The following is a 22,846-nucleotide window of genomic DNA, read 5'->3' on the forward strand; positions in this document are numbered from 1 at the left end:
GTGAGGAGGATAGTCATTTTATGCATCCTTCATTGCTTCAGAATATTTCACAGCCTCGTGACCTGAAGCGCTTGAGCAGCGCGCAGATCCAGCAGCTCTGCGGCGAGATCCGTCAGTTTCTGCTGGACAGCGTATCCAAAACAGGAGGTCATCTTGCCTCCAATCTCGGTGCGGTCGAGTTGACGGTAGCACTTCACCGTGTCTTTGAGACTCCTCAGGATGCTTTCGTGTTTGACGTAGGACATCAGTGCTACACCCATAAGCTCCTGACCGGGCGGTATCAGCGCTTTGGCACCTTGCGGAAGCTGGACGGCCTTTCGGGCTTTCCGAATCCCAATGAGAGCGCCCATGATGCTTTTATCGCCGGACACGGCAATACGGCCCTTTCTGTTGCCATCGGCATCGCATGGGCCAAAAAGCTGAAAGGGGAGCCGGGCCATGTGGTGGCCATCATCGGCGACGGTGCATTCACCGGCGGCATGGTCTACGAGGGGATGAACAATATCGGAAAGCTGGACAATCTTCTGGTCATCCTCAACGACAATAAGATGTCCATTTCCCACAATGTCGGTGCGCTGGCAGGCTATCTGGGCCATCTGCGCACCACGAACGGCTATTTTACGGCCAAGGAAAATGTCAACAGCTTTCTGAACGGTGTGCCTGTCATCGGAGCGCCCATCAAAAGCGCTCTTCAGAACAGCAAAAAAGCGATCCGCCGGGCCATGTGCCATTCCACGATGTTCGAGGATATGGGTTTTCACTATTTTGGCCTCATCGACGGCCACGACGAGCCGGAACTGGAGCGCATTTTCCAGACCGTTTGTGCTCAGCCCGGGCCGACGCTGCTCCATGTCGTGACGAAGAAAGGCAAGGGCTATGCGCCTGCTGAGTCGAACCCCGGCAATTACCATGGCGTTTCCAAGTTCGACCCGACCAGCATCCCTGACCCCGAGGTCGCTCCGGCAGAGTCGTTCTCGAGTGCCTTTGGCCGGACGCTCAGCGCCGCCGGAAACACCGACAAGACCCTCTGTGCCATTACTGCCGCCATGAAATACGGCACAGGTCTGCAGTTTTTCAGTCATGCCCATCCGGAGCGCTTCTTCGATGTCGGCATGGCCGAACAGCATGCCGTGACCTTTGCAGCCGGTCTGGCCAGCAAGGGGATGCTGCCGGTGGTCTGCATTTATTCGACCTTCCTGCAGCGCAGCTACGACCAGATCATCCATGACGTCAACCTTCTGCATGAAAATGTCGTCTTCGCGGTGGACCGTGCAGGTTTCGTCCCCGAAGACGGGGAGACACACCAGGGGATCTATGACCCCGCTTTTCTCAGCCAGACCGGAATGCCCATCTATTCGCCTTCAAACTACGAAGAACTGCGGCATTGGCTTCCCATCCTGCTGAGCCATGAGATGCAGGGTCCCCGGGCCATCCGTTACCCCCGCGGCGGAGAGAGCAAAACTCTGGCAAAATACAGCTGCTCAGGCAGGGAGTACGATAAACTCATTTTCACACCGGGTGCAAAAGCCGCACTGGTGAGCTACGCCGACGAGGTAGAAGATGTTCTTGCAGCGGCAGAGATGCTGGCCAAAGAGGGCATCCCCTGCGATGTTTATAAGCTGGTGCGCATCTTCCCGTTTGAGGAAGAACTGATCCATGACCTTTCTTCCTATCCCGTCGTTCTGATGGCCGAAGAGTGTGTGGCCTGCGGCGGCATCGGCGAACATCTTGCCCGCGCCCTGCAGGATGCTGGCTGGCAGGGCCGGTACATCCACCGTGCCGTGAGGGAGCTGTGTCTGCCTCATGCGACGGTGCCTCAAATCAAACAGGTGACCGGTCTGGATGCCGCACATCTGGCCGAGGCCGTGCGGGAAGCAGACCCGAAAGGAGAGAAAACACTTTGAAAATTCGTTTGGATCAATATCTGGTGCAGCACGGCATGATCCAGAGCCGTGAGCGCGCCAAAGCCCTCATCATGGCCGGTGTCGTTTTTGTCAACGAGCAGAAGGTGGACAAGGCTGGTGAGATGATAAAGGAAGACGCCAAGGTCGAGGTGCGAGGCCATGACATCGGCTATGTCAGCCGCGGCGGCCTCAAGCTGGAAAAGGCAATGCAGTGCTTTCCTCTGACGCCGAACGGCAAGGTCTGTATGGACATTGGTGCATCCACCGGCGGCTTTACCGATTGTATGCTGCAGAACGGCGCGGTCAAGGTCTATTCCGTGGACGTCGGTTACGGTCAGCTGGCATGGAGCCTGCGCACCGACGAGCGCGTCGTCAACATGGAGCGCACCAACATCCGCAATGTCACGCTGGACATGCTGGCAGAGCCTATCGAGTTTTTCAGCGTGGATGTGTCGTTTATCTCGCTGCATCATATCTTCCCGGTGGCGCAGGCCATCACGACGCCCGACGCAATGGGCGTCTGCCTCGTCAAGCCTCAGTTCGAGGCTGGCCGCGAGAAGGTGGGCAAAAACGGTGTCGTCCGCGACCCTGCCACCCACCGCGAAGTGCTCCACAATGCGATGGGCTATGCCGCTGCAAACGGTTTCGTCGTGCGCGGACTGGATTTCAGCCCCGTCAAAGGCCCTGAGGGCAACATCGAGTACCTGATGTTCGTCCAGAAGAGCGAACAGCCCGGTGTGCTGGATGATTCCGTCGCCGAGCAGGTCGTAGCGGCAAGCCACAGCTCTCTGGACAAGTAAATCTGCTGGGAGACGGAGGAATAAACCGCCCTATGACTGTTTACATTTCGCCAAACCCCGGAAAGGAACAGGCTGCCGACACTGCCCGCCGGGCAGCGCAGCTCCTGCTGATGCAGGAAGCTGTCGTCCTGATGCGGGATGACCTGAAAGAGTCCTGCTACGTGGAAGGTGTACAGTACCTTCCTTTGGAAGAATGCCTTCCGCGCACCGATGTCATCCTGACCATCGGCGGCGACGGTACCATCCTGCACGAGGCAAATTTTACGCTGCAATATCAAAAGCCCATCCTCGGCATTAACATCGGACGTTGCGGCTTCCTCGCCACCTGTGAGGTGGATGAAATGGAAGAAAAACTCGCCGCTCTGGTGCGGGGAGAGTATCTTCTGGACAGCCGGATGCTGCTCTATGTGCGGGTGCTGGGCGAGGATGGCTGGGAAGGCCATGCCCTCAACGATGTGGTCGTGACGAAAGGCCGTCTGCAGCAGGCCATCGACTTCAGCATCTACTGCGACGACATCCTTGTAGAGCATTACCGTGGTGACGGCGTCATCGTGGCGACCCCCACAGGCTCTACAGCCTATTCGCTGGCGGCCGGCGGGCCGATCTTGGACTCGCAGACCAAGGGCATCGTCGTCACGCCCATCTGTCCCCACAGTCTGACCAGCCCCGCAATGGTCTTTGCGCAGGAGCGCAAAATAAACATCTGTGTGGGGCAGGTCATCGACAACGAAGTGTTCCTGAGCTGCGACGGCGCAGCGGAATATCCGCTCAGTGCCGGCTCGACGGCGGAGATACGCCTCTCTGACCAGATCGTACAGCTCGTTACCTTCAGCAGGGCAGACCAGTTTCAGGCCATCGACCAGAAGCTGCGCAGCCGGAGATAATAACAAGAGGAGGCAAGGAATATGGGCCGAAACAATCCAGCTGAGGCAAAAGGCAAGACGGAACGTCAGCAGACGATCCTCCGCCTCATTCAGGAGCATCCCATCAGCCGACAGGAGGTACTTCTTGAGCATCTGCGCCAGGAGGGCTTCGAGGTGACACAGGCTACCATTTCCCGGGACATTCGGGAGCTGTGCCTCGTCAAAGCTGCCACCGCCGACGGCTATCGCTACGTTTCCAGCCATAACGAAAGCCTCAACCCCAAGATGCAGGGCCGGTTCGAGACGATATTCCACGAGTCGGTGCTGGGGGTGGATTTTGCCGGACATGTCGTGCTGGTGAAGTGCTACTCCGGCATGGCGAACGCTGCCTGTGAGGTGTTCGACGCCTTGAAATGGAAGAATGTCGTCGGTACGCTTTCCGGCGACGATACATTCCTTATCGTAGCCCGTTCGGAGCGGGATGCAAAGACCATCTGTTCGGAACTGACCCGTCATATCGGGCAGAAATAAACGCGGGAGTGAAACTATGCTGAGCAGCCTGCAAATCGAAAATGTTGCAGTTATCCAGAAAGCCAATGTCCACTTTGAGAAGGGGCTCAATGTCCTGACCGGTGAGACGGGCGCAGGCAAATCCATCCTTATCGACTCCATCAACGCCATTCTGGGCAACCGCACTTCCAAGGATCTCGTGCGCACCGGCGCGGCCAAGGCCGTCATCCGGGCGGCGTTCGAGGACGTGCCGCCTGCTGTTCTCGACAGCCTCGAAAAGGCAGGCTATGAGCGCTCGGAGGCCCTGCTGCTCAGCCGTGAGATCACCGCCGAGGGCAAGAGCACCTGCCGTATCAACGGGATGCCGGCCACTGCCGCCGTCCTGCGGGAGCTTTGCGGGGGGCTTATCAACATCAACGGTCAGCATGACTCCGTGGGCCTGCTGAACCCGGCCCGCCATGAGGGCATTCTGGATGCTTACGCCCAGAACAGTGCTGAATATCAGGCGTATTATGCTATCTACCGGGAACTGGTCGGCGTCAAAAAGACGCTGGACGCCATGATAACCGACGAGAACGAAAAGCAGCGCCGTATCGACCTGCTGAGCTATCAGGTGCAGGAGATCGACGATGCCGGCCTGACGGCAGGGGAGGAGCAGACGCTGGAAAGCCGCCGCAAAGTGCTGGCGAACGCTTCCATCATCCGGGACCGTATCGCACAGTGTTACGCGCTGCTCTCTGGCGGCGACGAGGCCCCGGGGGCTGTTGACCTTCTGGGCGAAGCCTCCAACGCTGTGGACGCAGCGGCACAGCTCGACGGAGAGCTGTCTGCCGGTGCGGGCCAGCTGCTCGACCTTTATTACACCGCAAAGGACGTCGCCGCAGACCTCATTGGCCGTCTGGATGCCTACGACACCAACGACGCAGAGCTGGACGAGATCGAGCAGCGCATCGACCTTATCTATAAGCTCCGTCGGAAGTACGGAGACACCGTAGAGGACATCCTTGCCTTTGGCGAACGGGCGCGGAAAGAACTTGAGATGATACAGTCCTCGCAGGAGAGGGTAGAGCACTTGCAGAAAGAGCAGCGCCGCCTTTACACCCTTGCGCGGGAAAAAGCCGAAGCCCTGACCCAGACCCGTCTGAAAGCTTTTGATGAGCTGAACAAGCGCATCTCTGGTACGCTGGACTTCCTGAATATGCCGGGCGTGCGGATGACGCTTCGCCATTCGCGTGGGCCGCTGGCCAGCCATGGACAGGACAGCATCGAGTTCTATATCTCCACAAACCCCGGCGAAGCCCCGAAGCCTCTGGCAAAGATCGCCTCGGGCGGTGAGTTGAGCCGTATTACCCTTGCCATTAAAAACGCAATGGCTGATAAGGATGCCGTGCCGACGGTCATCTATGACGAGATCGACAGCGGCGTATCGGGCAAAGCAGCCAGCCGTATCGGCGAGGTATTGCGTCAGAGCGCCGAGGGCCATCAGATCCTCTGCATCACTCATACCGCACAGATCGCTGCGCTGGCCGACTGCCATCTGCTCATTCAGAAAAATATCACGAACGAGCGTACCTATACTGAGATACACCCGCTGGACGAGAATGGCCGTGTAGAGGCGCTGGCCCGCCTCATCTCCGGCGACCATGTCACAGAGCTTTCGCTGGCCAATGCCCGGGAAATGCTGGGCCGGAACGCAGAAAAATAAGAAAAAGCCAGCGCTTGACATTCCGGCAGGGATGTGCTAAACTGAATCTCGTTGAAAGGCGAAGATGGGAACCGAGTACCCTGATGCGCTCTGCCCAGAGAGGCCCCGGCTGGTGAAAGGGGCTGCAGAGACGCAGGCGAAATACGTCCCTGAGCCGCAGGCTGAACGAATAGTAGGCTGTGCCGCGTGCGAGCGTTACAAACGCAGGAGTGTCACTCTACTCTGGGGTGCGCACTCGTGAGGCCGTCTCTGTGAAGAGGCGGCAAACAGAGGTGGTACCGCGAATTTTATCGCCCTCTGCCAAATTTATTTTGGCAGGGGGCGTTTTATTTTCCCTCTGCCCGACAAACAGGAGGAAATTTTTATGACTCTGTACGAAGAACTCAAGGCCCGCGGCCTCGTGGCTCAGATCACCGATGACGAGATCATCGACCTCATCAACAACGGCAAGGCCACCTTCTACATCGGCTTTGACTGCACCGCCGACAGCCTGACTGCCGGCCACTTCATGGCCCTGACCCTGATGAAGCGTCTGCAGATGGCAGGCAACAAGCCCATCGCCCTCATCGGCGGCGGCACCACCATGATCGGCGACCCCTCTGGCCGCACCGATATGCGCAAGATGCTGACCAAGGAGGACATCGCCCACAACGCCGCCTGCTTCAAGAAGCAGATGGAGAAGTTCATCGACTTCTCCGACGGCAAGGCTCTGATGCTGAACAACGCCGACTGGCTGCTGAACCTGAACTACGTCGAGCTGCTGCGCGACGTGGGTGCCTGCTTCTCCGTCAACAACATGCTGCGCGCCAAGTGCTATGAGCAGCGCATGGAGAAGGGCCTGTCCTTCCTCGAGTTCAACTACATGATCATGCAGAGCTACGACTTCTACTACATGTTCCAGCATTACGGCTGCAACATGCAGTTCGGCGGCGATGACCAGTGGAGCAATATGCTGGGCGGCACCGAGCTTATCCGCCGCAAGCTGGGCAAGGATGCTTATGCTATGACCATCACCCTGCTGACCGACTCTCAGGGCAAGAAGATGGGCAAGACCGCCGGCAACGCCGTCTGGCTCGACCCCAACAAGACCAGCCCCTTCGAGTTCTATCAGTACTGGCGCAACGTCGGCGATTCGGATGTCATGAAGTGCATCCGTATGCTGACCTTCCTGCCGCTGGAGCAGATCGACGAGATGAGCACCTGGAAGGACCAGCGCCTCAACGAGGCCAAGGAGATCCTCGCCTTCGAGCTGACCAAGATGGTCCACGGCGAAGAGGAGGCCGCCAAGGCCCAGAATGCAGCCCGCGCCCTGTTCAGCGGTGCTGCCGGTGATGCTGAGCATATGCCCAACACTCAGCTGACCGAGGCTGACCTGACCGACGGCTCCATCGGCATCCTGACCCTGATGGTCAAGGCTGGTCTGGCTGCTTCCAACGGTGAGGCCCGCCGTCTCGTCGTGCAGGGCGGTGTTCTGGTGGACGGTGAGAAGGTCGCTGCTCCCACGGTCAGCTTCACTGCTGAGCAGCTGTCCAAGGGCATCGTCATCAAGAAAGGCAAGAAGGTCTACCACAAGGTGAGCCTGTAAATCTTCTGATAAAATAAAAAGACCCGGCTGGTTCCTCTCCGCAGAGGGGAGACCCGCCGGGTCTTTTGCTGCAACAGCACCCATGCCTGTTTTATCAGACACGGGTGCTGCTTAATATCGTTATTACAGCTCGTAAGCCTTTTTCAGGGCCTCATAGGCTGCGTCCTCGTTCTCCGAACGGACCAGAAGGGAAATGTCCAAATCGCTGGTGGTGATGAGCAGAACTTCGATGCCTGCCATTGCCAGAGCATTCAGGGCGCGGGCGGCGACGCCGCAGCTGGTGACCATCTCCTCACCGAAGAGATTCAGCTTGGAGTAGCCCACGCTGATGAGGGGAGAAGCCTTGGCGTCCTTGTCCAGATTTGCCGCAGAGATGGCCTTCATGACCAGCGGCAGGTCGCTGCTGGATGCCGTGAAGCTGAAGTCCATGCTGGTGCCGTGGGGAGCGCTCTGGCTGATCATATCCACCACGACGCCAGTGTCGGCGAAGATCTGCAGATAACGTGCCATCGTGTTGCCCTTGAACTCGGCATCCTGCACACTGATCATCATCAGGCTCGGCTCAATATTGATTTTGGATACACCGTACATAGTAAACACTCCATTCTGCCCATCGGGCATTCTGATACAAGCTTTATGCAAGCTCCAAAAATTCGCTGTTGATGTAGGTCTGTGCCGTCTGGCGGATGTAATCGTACCCAAAAGAAGGATACGCGGCGCGGACGCCATGGGCCTGTGCAAGCTCCGGCGTGTAATCCCGGAACAGATACGTGCGGACATTAGACTTTCCGGCGTCATAGTGGGTCACGGTCACATGGAGCTTCGGGCCGCGCACTGCGCAATGGACGCTGCCGTCCGGCTCGGTGGTCTGCTCCAGCTCCAACGTCAGAATCGCGCCGATGAGCTGGTCAGGCTTGCTTTGGGTACTCAGGAAATTTCCCAGCGAATAGGCCACAAATACGTTCCGTCCATCGGCTGCGGTGCGCCATTCGGCGTCCTGCAGGACGTGCGGGTGGGTTCCGATGATCACATCTGCGCCCCAGTCGGCCAGAGACTGAGCTAAGGTGCGCTGCGCCTGTGTGATGTTGTGGCTGTCCTCGACGCCCCAGTGTACGCCGACTACCACAAAATCGGCCTCCTGCCGGGCCGCCCGCACCTGCTGTTCCATGACATCCTGCTGGCTGGTGTAGATGATGTTTGCGGTCATCTTGCTGTTCCGGGGGATGCCGTTGGTGTGCTCGGTGTAGGAAAGGTACGCGATCTTTACGCCGTCTACTGTCTGGATGGGGATGCGGCCATAGTCTGCCTCGCCCTTCCACAGGCCGGTGGTGATCACATCCTCGGGCATCGTCTCCCAGAATCGGAGGGTGGCGGCAATGCCCGCAGCTCCCTTATCGTAGGTGTGATTGTTCGAGAGACTGAACACCCGGAAGCCTGCCCGGTAAAGCGCTTCGGCGCACTCGCCGGGGGTCGAGAAGCAGGGATAGGTAGAGGGCGCAAGCTCTTTGCTGCAGAGTGTCTCCTGATTGATCCAGTTGATGTCCTGCTGTGCATAGAAATCGAGCAGATTCCTATAGCAGTAATCGAAGCTGTATCCTTCGCCCTCTGCAGCCCGCCGGGCGGCCTGCGAATAGATGGGTGCATGAATGAGGTTGTCCCCTGTAGCCGAGAAGCGCAGTGTCGTGACGACAGGCTGCGGTTCAGGCACGGCAAGCTCCTCCGAAACAGCAGGGGACTCCACCTCCACTGCCGGAGGAACTGCATCCACGCTGCGGCGGGGCCAGAAGCTCAGAGAGAGCAGCACCGATACAGCCACCAGCAGGACCCCCAGTGTGTACAGGGTGACGCCCTTATGCGAGGTGTGCTTTTGGGCGGAACGCCGACGGCGGGGAGGGGCTGCGTGCTTTGCGTGCTTGGCCATAGGCTCGTCTCCTGACGCACGATACCGTGCCTTATGATGCCATGCGCAGAAAAGCTTACATCTCTGCGATCATGTTACTCATATTGTACAGGCCGGGCTCCTTTTTTGCAAGATAAACGGCAGCATTTATTGCGCCATTTGCAAAAATATTGCGGGAATATGCCGTATGGCGGAGGGTGATGACCTCGTCCGGGCCGCAGAACAGCACCTCATGGTCGCCCACGATGCTGCCGCCGCGCACGGCGCTGATGCCGATTTCCTTGGGGTCACGCTTCTGGCGGACGGAGGAGCGGTCATAGACGTAATGGTATGCGCCGTCGTTTTCTTCGTTGATGGCATCAGCCAGCATCAGAGCCGTGCCGCTGGGAGCGTCCAGCTTGTTGTGATGGTGCTGCTCAACGATCTCGATGTCGTAGTTTGCGCCCAGAATGGCCGATGCACGCTTGCACAGCTCGGACAGGACGTTGATGCCCATGGACATATTGGCGCTCTTGAACACCGGGATGCTGCGGGAGAGCTGGACGAGCTTCAGCTGCAGTTCCTCGGAAAGACCGGTGGTGCAGACTACGATGGGCAGCTTGTGAGCCTCACAGTAGGGCAGAGCCTTCTCGACAGCTGCCGGAGCGCTGAAGTCGATGACGACGTCGCCCTTGCCGTCCAGCTTGTCCAGACTGTCGTACACGGGAATGCCGTTCATCTCGCCGTCCTTCATGTCGATGCCGGCCACGACGCGGCAATCCTCACGCTGGGCGATCATCTCGCACAGCACATGGCCCATCCGGCCTCCGATGCCCTGAATGATAATATCCGTCATTGTTATTATCCTCTTTTTTATCATACGGCAAATGCCCGGAGATCTGTCTCGCCGGGCATTTGCACATAAAATCGTTTATTCCTTGATAAGACCTGCAGCCTGCAGAGCCTGCTCGATCTGCTCCTTGTGTGCGTCGCCGGGCTCCACGAGGGGCAGCCGGCACTCACCGGCCTCCCAGCCCAGCACATTCATGGCGTACTTGACCGGGATGGGGTTGACCTCGCAGAAGAGCGCATCGCACAGGGGCAGCATCTCCAGCTGCAGCTCGCGGGCCTTGGCGGTATCACCATCGAACCATGCCTTGCAGCAGTTGTGAACAAGCTCAGGCTTGACATTGGAGACGACGCTGATGACGCCCTTGCCGCCCAGAGACAGCAGGGGAACCACCTGGTCATCGTTGCCGGAGTAGATGTTCAGTTCATCGCCGCAGAGGGCCGCGATCTTTGCCACCTGACCGATATTGCCGGAGGCTTCCTTGATGCCGTTGATGAGCGGGTGCTTGCTCAGCTCCTTGGCCGTCTCGGGGGCGATGTTCAGGCCGGTGCGGGAAGGCACGTTATACAGGATGACCGGAATGCCGCCGGCCTCTGCCATTGCGGTGAAGTGGGCGACAAGGCCAGCCTGAGAGGTCTTGTTGTAGTAGGGGGTCACCAGCAGCAGAGCGTCTGCGCCGCAGGCGGCAGACTTTGCAGCCAGAGCACAGCCGTGGTCGGTGTCATTGGAACCGGCACCGGCGATGACAGGCACACGATGGTTCACGAGGTCCACGGTATACTTGATGGCGGCCAGCTGCTCCTCGTCGGTCATGGTAGAGCACTCGCCGGTGGTGCCGCAGATGACGATGGCGTCGGTGCCGCGGGCGATCTGATCCTCAACGATGCGGCCCAGCTCATCAAAATTGATGCTGCCGTCCTCGTACATCGGGGTGATGATGGCAACACCCGCACCAGTAAAAACAGGATTCTTCATAGCAAAAAACTCCTTTGCAGCGCGTTGAAGTTCAAAAAGTGCGCAGATCAGTCAAAATAGCCCTTGGCTGCCAGCAGCTCAGCCAGCAGCACTGCGCCTCCGGCAGCGCCGCGCAGGGTGTTGTGGCTCATGCAGGCGAACTTGTAATCAAACAGGGTGTCCTCACGCAGACGGCCGATGCAGACGGCCATGCCGTGCTCGGTGTTGCGGTCCAGCTTGGGCTGGGGACGGTCGTTCTCCTCGAAGTAGTGGAGGAACTGCTTGGGTGCACTGGGCAGGTCCAGTTCCTGTGCGGGGCCGCGGAACTCGGCCCAAGCCTTGAGGATCTCTTCCTTGCTGGGCTTCTTATCAAAGCTTACGAAGACAGCGGCGGTGTGACCGTCAGAGACGGGCACACGGAAGCACTGGGCAGTGATGACAGGCTTCTCGGCGTTGACGATGTGGTCGCCCTCAATATGACCCCACAGCTTGAGAGGCTCACGCTCGCTCTTTTCTTCCTCGCCGCCGATGTAGGGGATGACGTTGTCGATGATCTCAGGCATCCGATCGAAGGTCTTGCCGGCACCGGAAATGGCCTGATAGGTGCAGACCAGAGCCTTGCTGACGCCGAAATCCTTCATCAGGGGGTGCAGGGCAGGGACATAGCTCTGCAGGCTGCAGTTGGACTTGACGGCGATGAAGCCGCGCTTGGTACCCAGGCGCTTGCGCTGAGCGGGGATGATGTCGATGTGGTCGGCGTTGATCTCAGGCACGACCATCGGCACGTCCGGAGTGAAGCGGTTTGCGCTGTTGTTGGAGACGACGGGGCATTCTGCCTTGGCGTAAGCCTCTTCCAGAGCCTTGATCTCGTCCTTCGGCATATTGACGGCGCAGAAGATAAAGTCCACCTGAGAGGCGACCTCCTCCACCTTGGATGCATCCAGCACCACCATCTTCTTGACGCTCTCCGGCATCGGGGTGGTCATGGCCCAGCGGGAACCGACAGCCTCCTCATAGGTCTTGCCAGCGCTCCGGCCGGAAGCGGCCAGAGTCGTCAGCTTGAACCAGGGATGATTTTCGAGCAGAGTAACAAAACGCTGGCCTACCATACCGGTGGCACCGACGACGCCCACTTTATATTGTTTATCCATTTCCAGCACCTTTCCTTTCAAAAAAAGCCAATTCGCATAAGACTCCGCTTGCAAAGCAGACGTCTATGCAATATAATAGATACCGCTATACAGATTTTATGATAACATTGATACGGCATTCGTGTCAATCATCGGAAAGGCAAATGCTAACTATGTTAAAAAAAGATTTTTGGTATGATTTACCCAAAGAGCTTATTGCACAGGAGCCTGCGTCCCCCCGTGATGCGGCCCGTCTGATGGTCCTGAGCCAGAAAGACGACAGCATCCAGCACCGCATCTTCCACGACCTGCCCGAATACCTCGAGCCGGGCGACCTGCTGGTGGTCAACAACTCCAAGGTCCTGCCCGCCCGCATCGTGGGCATCAAGCAGCCCACCGGCGCCGTCTGCGAGCTGCTGCTCCTGCGGCAGGTGAAGGGCGACCAGTGGGAGTGCCTTGCAAAGCCCGGCAAGCGGATGCAGCCCGGTACCAAGGTCAGCTTTGGCGACGGCAGCCTGACGGCCATCGTGGACGAGACGCTGGAAGACGGCAATAAGTTCGTCACTTTCTACTACGACACTGAGACCCTCTACGAGAAGCTGGACGAGTTCGGCAAGATGCCTCTGCCGCCCTATATCACCAAGCAGCTGGACGACCAGAGCCAGTATCAGACTGTCTACGCCAAGGAGCTGGGCAGCGCTGCCGCTCCCACGGCTGGCCTCCACTTCACGCCAGAGCTGATGGATACCATCCGCGCCAAGGGCGTCAACATCACCGAGGTGACGCTCCATGTCGGCCTCGGCACCTTCCGCCCCGTGCAGGAAGACGAGATCTCCGACCACAAGATGCACAGCGAGTGGTACTCCGTCAGCGAGGAGACTGCAAAGCTCATCCATGACACCAAGGCAGCAGGCCATCGTGTCATCGCCGTAGGCACCACCAGCTGCCGCACGCTGGAAGCTGTCGCCGCCAAGTACGGCGAGATCAAAGCCTGCAGCGGCAACACCGACATCTTCCTCTATCCCGGTGTCAAGTTCAACTGCATCGACGGCCTTATCACCAACTTCCATCTGCCCGAAAGCACCCTCATCATGCTGGTGTCGGCGCTGTACGGCTACGAAAAGACGATGGCCGCCTATAAGGTGGCTGTCGAGCAGAAATATCGGTTCTTCAGCTTTGGCGATGCGATGCTGATCTTGTAACTATTATAGCGCTTCGCCGCTGTAATATCCCGACTCTGTATCCGCAGCGAGAGCATACGCCCCCTGCGGCAGGATGCACGGCTGTTTTCCGTGCGCAGAAAGGAAAAATATTATGCCTTCTTTGACGACCTACAAGCTGCTCAAGCAGGAGCACAACGCCCGGCGGGGCGAGTTCAAGACCGTACACGGCACGGTGCAGACCCCCGCATTCCAGAATGTTGCCACCGCCGGCGCCATCAAGGGCGGCCTGTCTGCCCATGACCTGAAGGACATCGGTGCGCAGGTCATGCTCTGCAACACCTACCATCTGCATCTGCGTCCCGGCGACAAGCTGGTGGCAGAGATGGGCGGTCTGCACAAGTTCACCCGCTGGAACGGCCCCATCCTCACCGACAGCGGCGGATTTCAGGTGTTCAGCCTCGCAAAGCTGCGCAAGATCACCGAGGAGGGCGTGACCTTTGCCTCTCACCTCGACGGCCACCGCATCTTCATGGGTCCTGAGGAAAGTATGCAGATCCAGGCAAACCTCGGTTCCACTATTGCCATGGCCTTTGACGAGTGTGTCGAGAACCCCGCCCAGCACGATTACTCCAAAGCCAGCTGCGAGCGCACCACCCGCTGGCTCAAGCGCTGCAAGGATGAGATGGCCCGCCTGAAGCATGAAGGCATCTCCGTCAACCCCGACCAGCTGCTCTTCGGCATCAATCAGGGCTGCACCTTCGCCGACCTGCGCGTGGAGCACATGAAGCAGATCGCCGACCTGGACCTGGACGGCTACGCCATCGGCGGCCTCGCTGTGGGTGAGCCCACTGAGGTGATGTACGAGATGATCAGCGCAGTCGAGCCCTATATGCCCAAGGATAAGATCCGTTACCTGATGGGCGTAGGCACTCCCGGCAACATCATCGAGGCCGTCTCCCGCGGCGTGGACCTCTTCGATTGCGTCATGCCCAGCCGCAATGCCCGCCACGGCCACCTGAACACCTGGGGCGGCATCATCAACATCAAGAACGCCAAGTACGAGCGCGACGAGCGCCCCATCGACCCCGCCTGCGGCTGCCCGGCCTGCCGGAACTACTCCCGCGCCTATATCCGCCACCTGTTCAAGGCAGAGGAACTGCTGGGTATGCGTCTGGCCGTCATGCACAACCTCTGGTTCTACAATCACCTGATGGAGCGCATCCGCGATGAGCTGGATGCAGGCACCTTTACCGCCTTCCATGACCGCTATGTCAAGCTGCTCGACACACGAATTTGAGATTTAGCCTTGAAACATGCTGGATAAGCGCGTATAATAAGGTCATATGAATTTGAGAGGAGATTTTGCCCAATGCAATTTCTGACTACGACCGAAAGCTACATCAGCCTTTTCTTTACTCTGGCTCTGATGCTGGTGATGCTCTACTTCATGATCTACCGTCCCCAGAAAAAGCAGGAGAAGAAGGACGCTGCAATGCGCTCTTCTCTGGAGATCGGCGATCAGGTCACCACCATCGGCGGCGTCATCGGCCGTGTGGTCGCTATCAAGGACGACACCTTCGTGCTGGAGACTGGCGCTGACCGTGTGAAGATCCGCTTCACCAAGAACGCCATCAGCTCTGTCGAAAAGCTGAACATGGACAACGCCCCCAAGAAGTAATAATTTTCCGGATTCGTGCTTTGAACGCGTCTCCCTGCATACAGTAGGTGCAGGGAGGCGCGTTTTTATGTCTGATACCAAGAGGTTCCCGGCGATAGGGCTGCTGGTCGTTTTCGGAGTGGGCAGTGCGGCAGCAGCCGTGAGCCTGGCAGGGTTCGGCTGGCTGATGGTCAAACAGGGCCTGACGCAGGAGGCCGCTGCTCCGCTGGCCACAGCGGCAGTCTGTCTCGGCAGCTTTCTCAGCGGTCTGCTGATGGCCATTCTGCAAAAGGGCAAAGGGCTCGTCTGGGGCTCAGCGGAAGGAGTTCTCTTTGCAGGGCTGCTTTTTATTCTGGGTACACTGTACCAGAGTGAGTGGGAAACGATGCAGTTCGTCCGGGCGGGGCTTGTCCTGCTGATGGGGGTTCTGGGCGGGATCCTCGGAATGCTGCGCGCGGAGCGAAAGCGGCGCTGAATGCTCAGTCCACGCTACAGCGGCCATACACAACAAAAGCAGGAGGGAAAAAGCACGATGTGGGTCTATCAGGAAACGAAAACAAATGCAGCGGCGCTTGTGCCGACGCTGCCGGAAGATACAGCAGGCGAGTCTGTGGCAGAAAAAGAAGCCATGACGCCTGCTTCCGGGCGGCTGACGGAAAGGCCGCCTCAGAAAGCTCCCCGGCGGAAGCCCTTCCAGGCCAGCCGGGACTGCATCCTTCTGGCGGCGGCCTATCTCTTCGGTACGCTGATGGCGGGCGTCCTGCAGGCGCTGTGCGACGCTGAAGAGATGGAAACGCTGGCCTATTATCTGGACTGCTGGCGCGGAGTGTTCGCGGCGTCCAGTACAGCACAGGCGGTGGGACTATTCGGGGCTGAGCTGGCTGTCGTCCTCGGGGCGGCGGCAGTGTTCCTCCTGCTGGGGCTTTCGGCAGTGGGGCCGCTGCCCATCTTTCTGTTTGCGATGTTATACGGGACAGGCTCCGGCCTGCTCTCGGCGCAGCTCCTGAATAGCCTCGGGGCAAAACAGCTCGTTCTCTTTTTGCTCACCGCCAGCCTGCCGACGGCGCTGGCGGCGGGTGCGCTCTGCCTGTTCGGTGCCTCGGCTCTGCAGGTCAGTAGCCGGATCCATGCGTTCTCTTTCGGCAGAGGGGATAAGGGAAGCCATCCGGCAGGAGCACGGCTCCTGGTGGGGCAATTCGCCTTACTGGCGGTCTGTCTCTGCCCGCTCTGCGGTGCGGCCACCGGCCTTGTGTGTCTTGCAAATCGTCTGATGCAGGCCGGATAAGCGCCCGGCTTTCTTGCGGCCTTGGGCCGGATGTGGTATGATAAAGAAAATGATTTTCATGAAATGAAAACAGGGAGTCCAGAATGAAAGAACCGAAGCTGAAAACCGTATACGTCTGCTCCAACTGTGGAGAGACAAGCCCCCGCTGGATGGGCCGCTGCCCCAGCTGCGGCAGTTGGAACACCATGAATGAGGATGTGGTCGCCGAAGCGCCCAAGGCCGGGCTTTCCGGCGGCAAAGCCGCTGCGCCTGTCCGGCAGGAGGGCGTCACCTCGCTGACGGCAAGGCGTCTGGCCGACATCAGCACGACCGAGGAAAAGAGCCGCATCCTGACGGGCATTTCCGAGCTTGACCGCGTACTGGGCGGTGGCATCGTGTTGGGCGGCGTCGTACTGCTGAGCGGTGAGCCGGGCGTAGGCAAATCTACGATGCTTTTGCAGCTCTGCGGTGCCATCTCCAACCAGCACACGGTGCTGTATATCACGGGCGAAGAGTCTGTCCGTCAGGTCAAGCTGCGTGCGGCCCGCCTGAAAGTCCCGCAGGATAACATCTATCTGGCGGCAGAAAACGACGTAGACGAGATCTGCGGCCTCATCGAGAAGGAAAAGCCGGAACTGGTCGTCATCGACTCCATCCAGACCATGCGGTGTATGGACATCTCGTCTTCGTCCGGCACGGTCAGTCAGGTGAAAGAGAGTGCGGCCCGCCTGCTGGCTGTCGCTAAAAAGCAGGAGATCCCGATGTTTATCGTGGGCCATGTCAACAAGGACGGTGCTATCGCAGGCCCGAAGGTCATGGAGCATATCGTGGATACGGTTCTTTACTTTGAGGGAGACAAAATGCTGCCATACCGCATCCTGCGGGCGGCTAAGAACCGCTATGGCTCCACCAACGAGCTTGGTATGTTTGATATGACAGGGCAGGGCCTTGAGGAAATCGAAAATCCGTCCCAGATGCTCCTGGAAGGCCGTCCGCTGGGCGTTTCCGGGAACTGCGTCGCCTGTACTATGGAAGGCAGCCGCCCCATTCTCAGCGAGATACAGGCCCTTGCGACCAAGACGAATTTTCCGGCACCCCGGCGAGCCTGCAGCGGTTACGACTACAACCGCATGAATCTGCTCATTGCCGTGCTGGAAAAGCGTGCAGGCTATTTCTTCGGCAATCTGGACGTATATATCAACATCGTCAGCGGCATCACCCTGCGGGATACCGCCTGCGACCTTGCCGTCTGTCTGAGCATGGTGTCTTCGCTTCTGGACTGCCCCGTGAGCGATAAGCTCATCGCCATTGGTGAAGTTGGCCTCGGCGGCGAGGTGCGCAGCGTGCCGAATCTGGAGCAGCGTCTGCGGGAAGCGGAACGTATCGGCTTTGAGCGTGCCGTCGTACCAAAGCACAGCCTTGCACATCTGAACGCCGCCGATTATCCCGGCATGAAGCTTGTCGGTGCCGCCTATATCTCGGACGCCATCCATGCCCTGAAATCTGACCGTCTGTGACCATAAAAAGAGGAAACCATGTCGATTTATCTGGACGAGAAAAATCCCGAAAAACATAAGCCTTTTGATGATGCCTCGCCGGACATCGTCGCGTATGTGCGCTATCTGGAAGTCATCGCAGGCAAAAGCCCCAACACGGCCTTCAGCTATTACTGCGACCTGCGCAATTTCAGCCGCTTTATGAAGCGTCGGCGCGGCCTTGTGACCGACGATACCGAGATAAAGGACATCGACCCCAAGGGGCTCGATACGGCTTTCTGGGGCAGTGTGACCAAGGAAGACGTTTATGAGTATCTGTACTTTCTGAACAGCGAGTGCGGCAACAAAAAATCTTCGACGGCCCGGCGGCTGGCCAGTCTCCACGGCTTTTATGATTATCTGGTCAATCAGGTAGACCTGCTCAAAGAGAACCCCACAGCCTCCATCAAGCCGCCCAAGCAGGATAAAGTTCTGCCCAAATATCTGACCGCAGAACAGTCCATGGACCTTCTGGAAAGTACCCAGACCCAGAGCGATTTCCCGGAGCGGGATTACTGCATGGTGGTGCTGTTTCTGAACTGTGGGATGCGTCTTTCGGAGCTTGTCGGCATGGACCTCGGCGACATCGACATGGAACAGCGGCAGATCCGTCTGTTCGGTAAGGGCCACAAGGAGCGGATGGTTTACCTGAATGATGCCTGCATGGAGGCATTGCAGATCTATCTGAACAAGCGCAACACGATGGAGGGTCTGAACCCCAAAGAGAGAGCTGTCTTTATCACCCGGCGGCGCAAGGAGCGCATCTCAAACCGCAGGGTAGAGCAGCTGGTCACCGGCGCCATGAAAGCAGCGGGTCTGCGTGGTTTTTCCACCCATAAGCTCCGCCATACTGCCGCGACGCTGATGTATCAGACTGGCAACGTGGATATTCTGACCCTCAAACAGCTTCTGGGTCACAGCAGCGTCGGCACGACACAAATTTATACACACCTGCAGGAATTTCAGGTGCGTGCAGCGATTGAGCAGAATCCGCTGGGTGAAGTTAAGAAGGCAAACTTGGATACAACGCCAAAGGAGACAGGGGAGAGCAAGGGGGAATTTGCCGATCCTTCATCGGATGAGCCTGAAAATGATGCGCCGGACGGCCCGATGGAGGCCTTTGAGGGTGCCGCACAGGAAGGTTTCCGGGTGGATGTTTCGAGCCTTGCCGATACGAATGAACCCGAATGAACCCGAATGAACCCACACGATTTTTCAAAGGTTATTCGGTGTGGATTCTTCGATTTAAGGACATTCCAGAGGTTCTGAGACTTTACGAGAAAAATCAGAAGCTTCAGCTGGGATATATTGATGGAACCACGCAGACTGAACGCTCTTGAAAAATATGAGCGGCCGGAATCAAAAAGTGATGGCTATTGTCAGAAAAGTTTTTACAGACAACAGCGGAACGAGTGTAAAACAAAAAGCTGACCAAACATACAAAGCAATGCATTCAAATAACACAACTGTACAAAATGCGAAAAACCGGCTCAGCCAGCCCAAAAGGCTCAGGAGCCGCCGGAAAGGCCCGAAACCCGAAAAAGAGGGTTTTTTCGCTCCCCTATATTTCGTATAACCTGCATTATACGAAATATTATAAAAATCAAAAACAGAGGCCCCCTTCTCCTGCTTTCCGTCATCGGCGCAGGTTTTGGGAGCCTCTGCTGTTCTTTTATATCATTTCGTTTGGGACGCGTGGATCGCCTGCCAGGCAGGCATCATAAAATACAGCTGGACAAGACCGCTTTCATGCGAGCGTCCATTGCATCAGACTTTACAGCGGTGTATCCAGTGGCTGTGTTCCGAAGTACGCGCAGATTGCTTCATAGTAAGCGCGCGCCACTGTCTTACAGCCTTCTTCGCTGCCAAACTGTGCAACGTCCTCTTCGCTGGTCACAAAACACTGTTCTGCCAGAACCGCCGGACAGTTTACATCTTCCAACAAGGTAAAGCTTCGCTCGTCCCTTACTTCGGTATGGGTGCTCTCTACGAGCTGCTTTATCTCGCCCTGATAATAAATGTACCGGATGCCGCCGTGGCCGCGGAGCTTTGCGCCTGCGGCCTGCATTCCCTGCGCCAGCTGCTGCGCGAAGTAATAGCTCTCCTGATGCCATGTACGGCCCGGGACGGACGGATAACACTCAAAGCCCGACGCGGCAGAACCCTCCGGCGCGGAGTTGCCGTGGATGGACAGCAGCAGCTGCGGGCTCTGGGCATTGATGGCCTCTGCCCGCTCGCTGGGCTTTGCGGTGGCATCATAGCTTTCGCGGGAACGCAGCGGGATGTAATTAGGGTCGGCCTCCAGCAGCGCAAGCAGAGCCTCGGAGGTCTGGGCTGTCATCTCTTTTTCTTCGACGACTCCCCTTGCACCCGGGTCGCTTCCGCCGTGGCCGGCATCAATGCAGACCCGGTAGGGCGGGTCGCCCACCACAGGCCGGAAAGGCTCTTCCCCGCTCTCATTTCGCCCGGAGCCGAACAGCGCTGCTTTCCAAAGGAAAAATGCTGTACTGAAGCAGACGACGCACACCAAAAGGCCGATGACCGTCGCAGTGGACGGGCCGCACTGTTTTCTCCGGCGTATGTGTCTTGGATTTGAACGTCCTGCCATCGGTTTACTTCAGCTCGACGACGGTCACGCCGCTCTCGCCCTCGCCGTAACGGCCCAGACGGAAGCTCTTGACCATTCGGTTTCCCCGCAGATGCTTATGGATGGCCGTGCGCAGTGCGCCGGTACCATTGCCGTGGATGAGATATACCACAGTCTGGCCGTTCAAAATCGCACGGTCGATGAAGGAATCCACCTCCGGCAGCGCCTCGTCTACGGTAAGACCCAGCAGGTTGCATTCCATCTTTGCCGTGCGCTGCACGCGCTCTACCCTGCCATTGGGCCGGCTGGCGTCGCCGGTCAGGCGGGAGTAACGCTGCTGTGCCTTGGTCTGAGGCTTCGTCTCCTTGACCAGCTTTTCCGGCTGCTTGAGGCCCTTGAGCGGCACTTTCGTCTTGATGATGCCGGCACGCACCAGCACATCACCGTTTTTATCTGGCAGAGAGAGCACGGTAGCCAGCTGGTTCAGCTCTGCGATGCAGACCTCCTGCCCTACCTTGACTTCCTTCAGCGGAACGAACTCCTTGACCGGATTGTGTACCACTTCAGTCCCCATAAAGAGCTTTTCGGACTCTTTCTTGGCGATCTCACGGGCGCGCTGGGCCTTCTGCTGGGTGCTCATCCGCTCATCTTTCTGGAGCTGGCGCAGCTCATCCGTCAGAGCGTAGGCCTTGCTCTCGACCTCCTGCGCCAGTGCGCGGGCCTTGGCGCGGGCAGCTTCCAGCTCATTCTCGCCCTGCTGGATAAGCTCATCGCGCTTCTGACGGGCCGCATCCAGCTGGTGGGCGGCCTCGTTTTTCAGGCCTTCCACCTCGTCCTGACTGGCTTTGAGCTGGAGCTTCAAATCATCCAGCTGGCCCAGAACGGCGTCCAGACGCTTGTCTTCTGCGGACAGATGCTGCTGTGCCGCCTCAATGACCCGCTCCGGGATGCCGAGCTTTTCGCTGATAAGAAAAGCGTTGGACTTGCCCGGAACGCCGACGCTGAGCTTATAGGTGGGGCGCAGCGTCTCCAAATCGAACTCGCAGCTGGCGTTGACGACGCCCTTTGTCTCGAGAGCGAACACCTTCAATTCTGCATAGTGCGTTGTGGCCATCAGGAGCACACCGCGGCGGCGCAGCTCTTCGATGATGGCAACAGCCAGTGCCGCACCCTCCGCCGGGTCGGTACCGGCACCAAGCTCGTCCAGAAGCACCAGCGTGTGGGGCATGGCAAGCTCAAGGATGCCGGTGATCTTCTTCATATGACCGGAGAAGGTGGACAGGCTCTGCTCGATGCTCTGCTCATCGCCGATGTCCACGAGGAATTCGTCAAAAACACAGATCTCACTGCGCTCATCCGCCGGGATGAGGAAGCCGCACTGTGCCATCGCGCAAAGCAGACCGGCCGTTTTCAGAGTGACGGTCTTACCGCCGGTGTTGGGGCCGGTGATGATGAGCGAATCATATTCCCTGCCCAGCGAAATATCGACAGGAACGCACTTCTTTGCGTCGATGAGCGGATGACGCGCCCGGATGAGCGAGAACGACGTATCCGTCCGGACAGTGGGTTTGAACGCCTTCATATCCAGTGCAAGGCGGGCTTTTGCAAGCAGGACGTCGATTTCCAGCATGGCCTTATAGCTGTACTGGAACTGCGGCTCAATGGCTGCGACCTGACCGGTAAATGCTACCAGGATACGTTCAATTTCCTGGGCTTCCTGTGCGCGGTACTGAAGGATGCGTGCGTTTGCCTCCACAACAGCCTGAGGCTCGACGAAGACGGTCGCACCGGTAGACGAGACGTCATGGATGATACCGCTCACCTCACCGCGATACTCGCTTTTGACAGGAACGACATACCGGCCATTTCGGATGGAGACGACGCTCTCCTGTAAGTACTTGGAGGTGTCCATATTCCGGACCATGCTTTCCAGACGGTCGCGGATGCTGTTTTCAGTCGCACGGATCTTCTTGCGCAGGTCGTTCAGGGTGTGCGATGCCGTATCTGCCATTGCATCCGGTGCAAGGATGGCACTCGAAATTTGCTGCTCAAGGCCCGGCTGAGGAGCCAGCGCATAGAATAAGTCGTCCGTCGGAAGTGCATCGTGTTCCGAAGAGCCATACCAGCTGACGAGGTTCTGAAAGTTGCGAAGCGCACCGGCCACCATCAGCAGTTCACCCATTGAAAGGACACCGCCCTTGACGGCGCGGGCGGCCAGCTGACTGACGCCCTCTACTCCACCGAAGCGGGGCGAGCCGTTCTTGATGAGCAGTGAATTGATGGCATCGGTCTGTTCCAGCGCATACCGTACTTCATCGGGGTCGCACTGAGGCTCGATGGCAAGGAGCTTTTCGCGGGACTCCTTGCACACACAGCCCTCCGCCGCCCGGGCAATGATCTTGTCCAGTTCCAGCGTTTTCAAATAACTTGTTTCCATAGTAATTCCTTATATCAAATCGA

Annotated in this window: 20 protein-coding genes and 1 other annotated feature; of the genes, 13 read left to right on the top strand and 7 right to left on the bottom strand. The window is 58.0% G+C overall.

What is annotated here, in order from left to right; genetic code table 11:
* Positions 1–20 precede the first annotated feature (20 nt).
* From dxs to tyrS, 6 genes are all read left to right on the top strand, one after another.
* The gene (dxs, locus tag F3G95_RS00680; RefSeq protein ID WP_149793360.1) at positions 21–1,904 is read left to right on the top strand and encodes a 1-deoxy-D-xylulose-5-phosphate synthase; all 1,884 of its coding nucleotides are present in this window, start codon (positions 21–23) and stop codon (positions 1,902–1,904) included.
* The gene (locus F3G95_RS00685; RefSeq protein WP_149793361.1) at positions 1,901–2,704 is read left to right on the top strand and encodes a TlyA family RNA methyltransferase; all 804 of its coding nucleotides are present in this window, start codon (positions 1,901–1,903) and stop codon (positions 2,702–2,704) included. Before dxs ends, F3G95_RS00685 begins: the two co-directional genes overlap by 4 nt.
* Before the next feature lie 32 nt (positions 2,705–2,736).
* Complete coding sequence (locus tag F3G95_RS00690) at positions 2,737–3,588, top strand: NAD(+)/NADH kinase (RefSeq protein ID WP_149793362.1); 852 nt, start codon at positions 2,737–2,739, stop codon at positions 3,586–3,588.
* Positions 3,589–3,609: 21 nt separating this feature from the next.
* Entirely contained in the window at positions 3,610–4,098 is a 489-nt protein-coding gene (locus F3G95_RS00695; protein ID WP_149793363.1) for an arginine repressor, read from the top strand.
* A gap of 16 nt (positions 4,099–4,114) precedes the next feature.
* A complete protein-coding gene (gene recN / locus F3G95_RS00700; RefSeq protein WP_149793364.1) occupies positions 4,115–5,782 on the top strand; it encodes a DNA repair protein RecN in 1,668 nt (555 codons plus the stop codon).
* A gap of 52 nt (positions 5,783–5,834) precedes the next feature.
* Positions 5,835–6,083 (top strand) — a binding site (T-box leader).
* A gap of 63 nt (positions 6,084–6,146) precedes the next feature.
* Positions 6,147–7,367, top strand: coding sequence for a tyrosine--tRNA ligase (gene tyrS, locus F3G95_RS00705; protein WP_149793365.1), 1,221 nt, complete (start codon positions 6,147–6,149; stop codon positions 7,365–7,367).
* Positions 7,368–7,490: 123 nt separating this feature from the next.
* On the opposite strand, the gene F3G95_RS00710 is transcribed toward tyrS, so the two are convergent.
* The 5 genes from F3G95_RS00710 to asd all read right to left on the bottom strand — a co-directional run bounded on the left by F3G95_RS00710 (position 7,491) and on the right by asd (position 12,201).
* The gene (locus F3G95_RS00710; protein ID WP_149793366.1) at positions 7,491–7,958 is read right to left on the bottom strand and encodes an ACT domain-containing protein; all 468 of its coding nucleotides are present in this window, start codon (positions 7,956–7,958) and stop codon (positions 7,491–7,493) included.
* A 43-nt stretch (positions 7,959–8,001) separates the two neighbouring features.
* Complete coding sequence (locus F3G95_RS00715; RefSeq protein WP_149793367.1) at positions 8,002–9,288, bottom strand: CapA family protein; 1,287 nt, start codon at positions 9,286–9,288, stop codon at positions 8,002–8,004.
* A 55-nt stretch (positions 9,289–9,343) separates the two neighbouring features.
* A complete protein-coding gene (dapB, locus tag F3G95_RS00720) occupies positions 9,344–10,102 on the bottom strand; it encodes a 4-hydroxy-tetrahydrodipicolinate reductase (RefSeq protein ID WP_149793368.1) in 759 nt (252 codons plus the stop codon).
* Between the two features lie 75 nt (positions 10,103–10,177).
* Positions 10,178–11,071, bottom strand: a complete 894-nt coding sequence (dapA, locus tag F3G95_RS00725) for a 4-hydroxy-tetrahydrodipicolinate synthase (protein ID WP_149793369.1) — start codon at positions 11,069–11,071, stop codon at positions 10,178–10,180.
* 47 nt (positions 11,072–11,118) lie between these two features.
* Complete coding sequence (gene asd / locus F3G95_RS00730; protein WP_149793370.1) at positions 11,119–12,201, bottom strand: aspartate-semialdehyde dehydrogenase; 1,083 nt, start codon at positions 12,199–12,201, stop codon at positions 11,119–11,121.
* Between the two features lie 152 nt (positions 12,202–12,353).
* Here asd and queA point away from each other — a divergent pair, with 152 nt between their 5' ends.
* The 7 genes from queA (at position 12,354) to F3G95_RS00765 (ending at position 18,990) form a co-directional block, all read left to right on the top strand.
* Positions 12,354–13,382, top strand: coding sequence for a tRNA preQ1(34) S-adenosylmethionine ribosyltransferase-isomerase QueA (queA, locus tag F3G95_RS00735; protein WP_149793371.1), 1,029 nt, complete (start codon positions 12,354–12,356; stop codon positions 13,380–13,382).
* A 112-nt stretch (positions 13,383–13,494) separates the two neighbouring features.
* A complete protein-coding gene (gene tgt / locus F3G95_RS00740; RefSeq protein WP_149793372.1) occupies positions 13,495–14,640 on the top strand; it encodes a tRNA guanosine(34) transglycosylase Tgt in 1,146 nt (381 codons plus the stop codon).
* Positions 14,641–14,712: 72 nt separating this feature from the next.
* Entirely contained in the window at positions 14,713–15,021 is a 309-nt protein-coding gene (gene yajC, locus F3G95_RS00745; RefSeq protein WP_149793373.1) for a preprotein translocase subunit YajC, read from the top strand.
* A gap of 67 nt (positions 15,022–15,088) precedes the next feature.
* Entirely contained in the window at positions 15,089–15,475 is a 387-nt protein-coding gene (locus tag F3G95_RS00750) for a TIGR04086 family membrane protein (RefSeq protein ID WP_149793374.1), read from the top strand.
* 57 nt (positions 15,476–15,532) lie between these two features.
* Complete coding sequence (locus F3G95_RS00755) at positions 15,533–16,285, top strand: hypothetical protein (protein WP_149793375.1); 753 nt, start codon at positions 15,533–15,535, stop codon at positions 16,283–16,285.
* Between the two features lie 83 nt (positions 16,286–16,368).
* Positions 16,369–17,781: a DNA repair protein RadA gene (radA, locus tag F3G95_RS00760; protein ID WP_149793376.1), complete on the top strand. Its 1,413-nt coding sequence runs from the start codon at positions 16,369–16,371 to the stop codon at positions 17,779–17,781.
* Between the two features lie 18 nt (positions 17,782–17,799).
* Entirely contained in the window at positions 17,800–18,990 is a 1,191-nt protein-coding gene (locus F3G95_RS00765; protein ID WP_149793377.1) for a tyrosine-type recombinase/integrase, read from the top strand.
* Positions 18,991–19,573: 583 nt separating this feature from the next.
* On the opposite strand, the gene F3G95_RS00770 is transcribed toward F3G95_RS00765, so the two are convergent.
* Together F3G95_RS00770 and F3G95_RS00775 are read right to left on the bottom strand one after the other, a co-directional pair.
* Positions 19,574–20,407: an N-acetylmuramoyl-L-alanine amidase gene (locus F3G95_RS00770; protein WP_149793378.1), complete on the bottom strand. Its 834-nt coding sequence runs from the start codon at positions 20,405–20,407 to the stop codon at positions 19,574–19,576.
* Positions 20,408–20,411: 4 nt separating this feature from the next.
* Positions 20,412–22,823 carry an endonuclease MutS2 gene (locus F3G95_RS00775; protein WP_149793379.1) on the bottom strand — a complete coding sequence of 804 codons (2,412 nt, stop codon included), beginning with the start codon at positions 22,821–22,823 and terminating at the stop codon, positions 20,412–20,414.
* Positions 22,824–22,846 lie beyond the last annotated feature (23 nt).

Source organism: Faecalibacterium sp. Marseille-P9312 (assembly GCF_902497445.1).
GTDB lineage: Bacteria > Bacillota > Clostridia > Oscillospirales > Ruminococcaceae > Faecalibacterium > Faecalibacterium longum.

Excerpts from the sequence above, each read along its gene's own strand:
- F3G95_RS00750 (WP_149793374.1), top strand. The coding sequence starts at position 15,089 with ATGTCTGATACCAAGAGGTTCCCGGCGATAGGGCTGCTGGTCGTTTTC.
- radA (WP_149793376.1), top strand. The coding sequence starts at position 16,369 with ATGAAAGAACCGAAGCTGAAAACCGTATACGTCTGCTCCAACTGTGGA.
- F3G95_RS00770 (WP_149793378.1), bottom strand. The coding sequence starts at position 20,407 with ATGGCAGGACGTTCAAATCCAAGACACATACGCCGGAGAAAACAGTGC.
- dapB (WP_149793368.1), bottom strand. The coding sequence starts at position 10,102 with ATGACGGATATTATCATTCAGGGCATCGGAGGCCGGATGGGCCATGTG.
- dapA (WP_149793369.1), bottom strand. The coding sequence starts at position 11,071 with ATGAAGAATCCTGTTTTTACTGGTGCGGGTGTTGCCATCATCACCCCG.
- tgt (WP_149793372.1), top strand. The coding sequence starts at position 13,495 with ATGCCTTCTTTGACGACCTACAAGCTGCTCAAGCAGGAGCACAACGCC.
- asd (WP_149793370.1), bottom strand. The coding sequence starts at position 12,201 with ATGGATAAACAATATAAAGTGGGCGTCGTCGGTGCCACCGGTATGGTA.
- recN (WP_149793364.1), top strand. The coding sequence starts at position 4,115 with ATGCTGAGCAGCCTGCAAATCGAAAATGTTGCAGTTATCCAGAAAGCC.
- F3G95_RS00690 (WP_149793362.1), top strand. The coding sequence starts at position 2,737 with ATGACTGTTTACATTTCGCCAAACCCCGGAAAGGAACAGGCTGCCGAC.
- F3G95_RS00765 (WP_149793377.1), top strand. The coding sequence starts at position 17,800 with ATGTCGATTTATCTGGACGAGAAAAATCCCGAAAAACATAAGCCTTTT.
- F3G95_RS00775 (WP_149793379.1), bottom strand. The coding sequence starts at position 22,823 with ATGGAAACAAGTTATTTGAAAACGCTGGAACTGGACAAGATCATTGCC.
- F3G95_RS00755 (WP_149793375.1), top strand. The coding sequence starts at position 15,533 with ATGTGGGTCTATCAGGAAACGAAAACAAATGCAGCGGCGCTTGTGCCG.
- F3G95_RS00710 (WP_149793366.1), bottom strand. The coding sequence starts at position 7,958 with ATGTACGGTGTATCCAAAATCAATATTGAGCCGAGCCTGATGATGATC.
- F3G95_RS00695 (WP_149793363.1), top strand. The coding sequence starts at position 3,610 with ATGGGCCGAAACAATCCAGCTGAGGCAAAAGGCAAGACGGAACGTCAG.
- dxs (WP_149793360.1), top strand. The coding sequence starts at position 21 with ATGCATCCTTCATTGCTTCAGAATATTTCACAGCCTCGTGACCTGAAG.
- F3G95_RS00715 (WP_149793367.1), bottom strand. The coding sequence starts at position 9,288 with ATGGCCAAGCACGCAAAGCACGCAGCCCCTCCCCGCCGTCGGCGTTCC.
- yajC (WP_149793373.1), top strand. The coding sequence starts at position 14,713 with ATGCAATTTCTGACTACGACCGAAAGCTACATCAGCCTTTTCTTTACT.
- queA (WP_149793371.1), top strand. The coding sequence starts at position 12,354 with ATGTTAAAAAAAGATTTTTGGTATGATTTACCCAAAGAGCTTATTGCA.
- tyrS (WP_149793365.1), top strand. The coding sequence starts at position 6,147 with ATGACTCTGTACGAAGAACTCAAGGCCCGCGGCCTCGTGGCTCAGATC.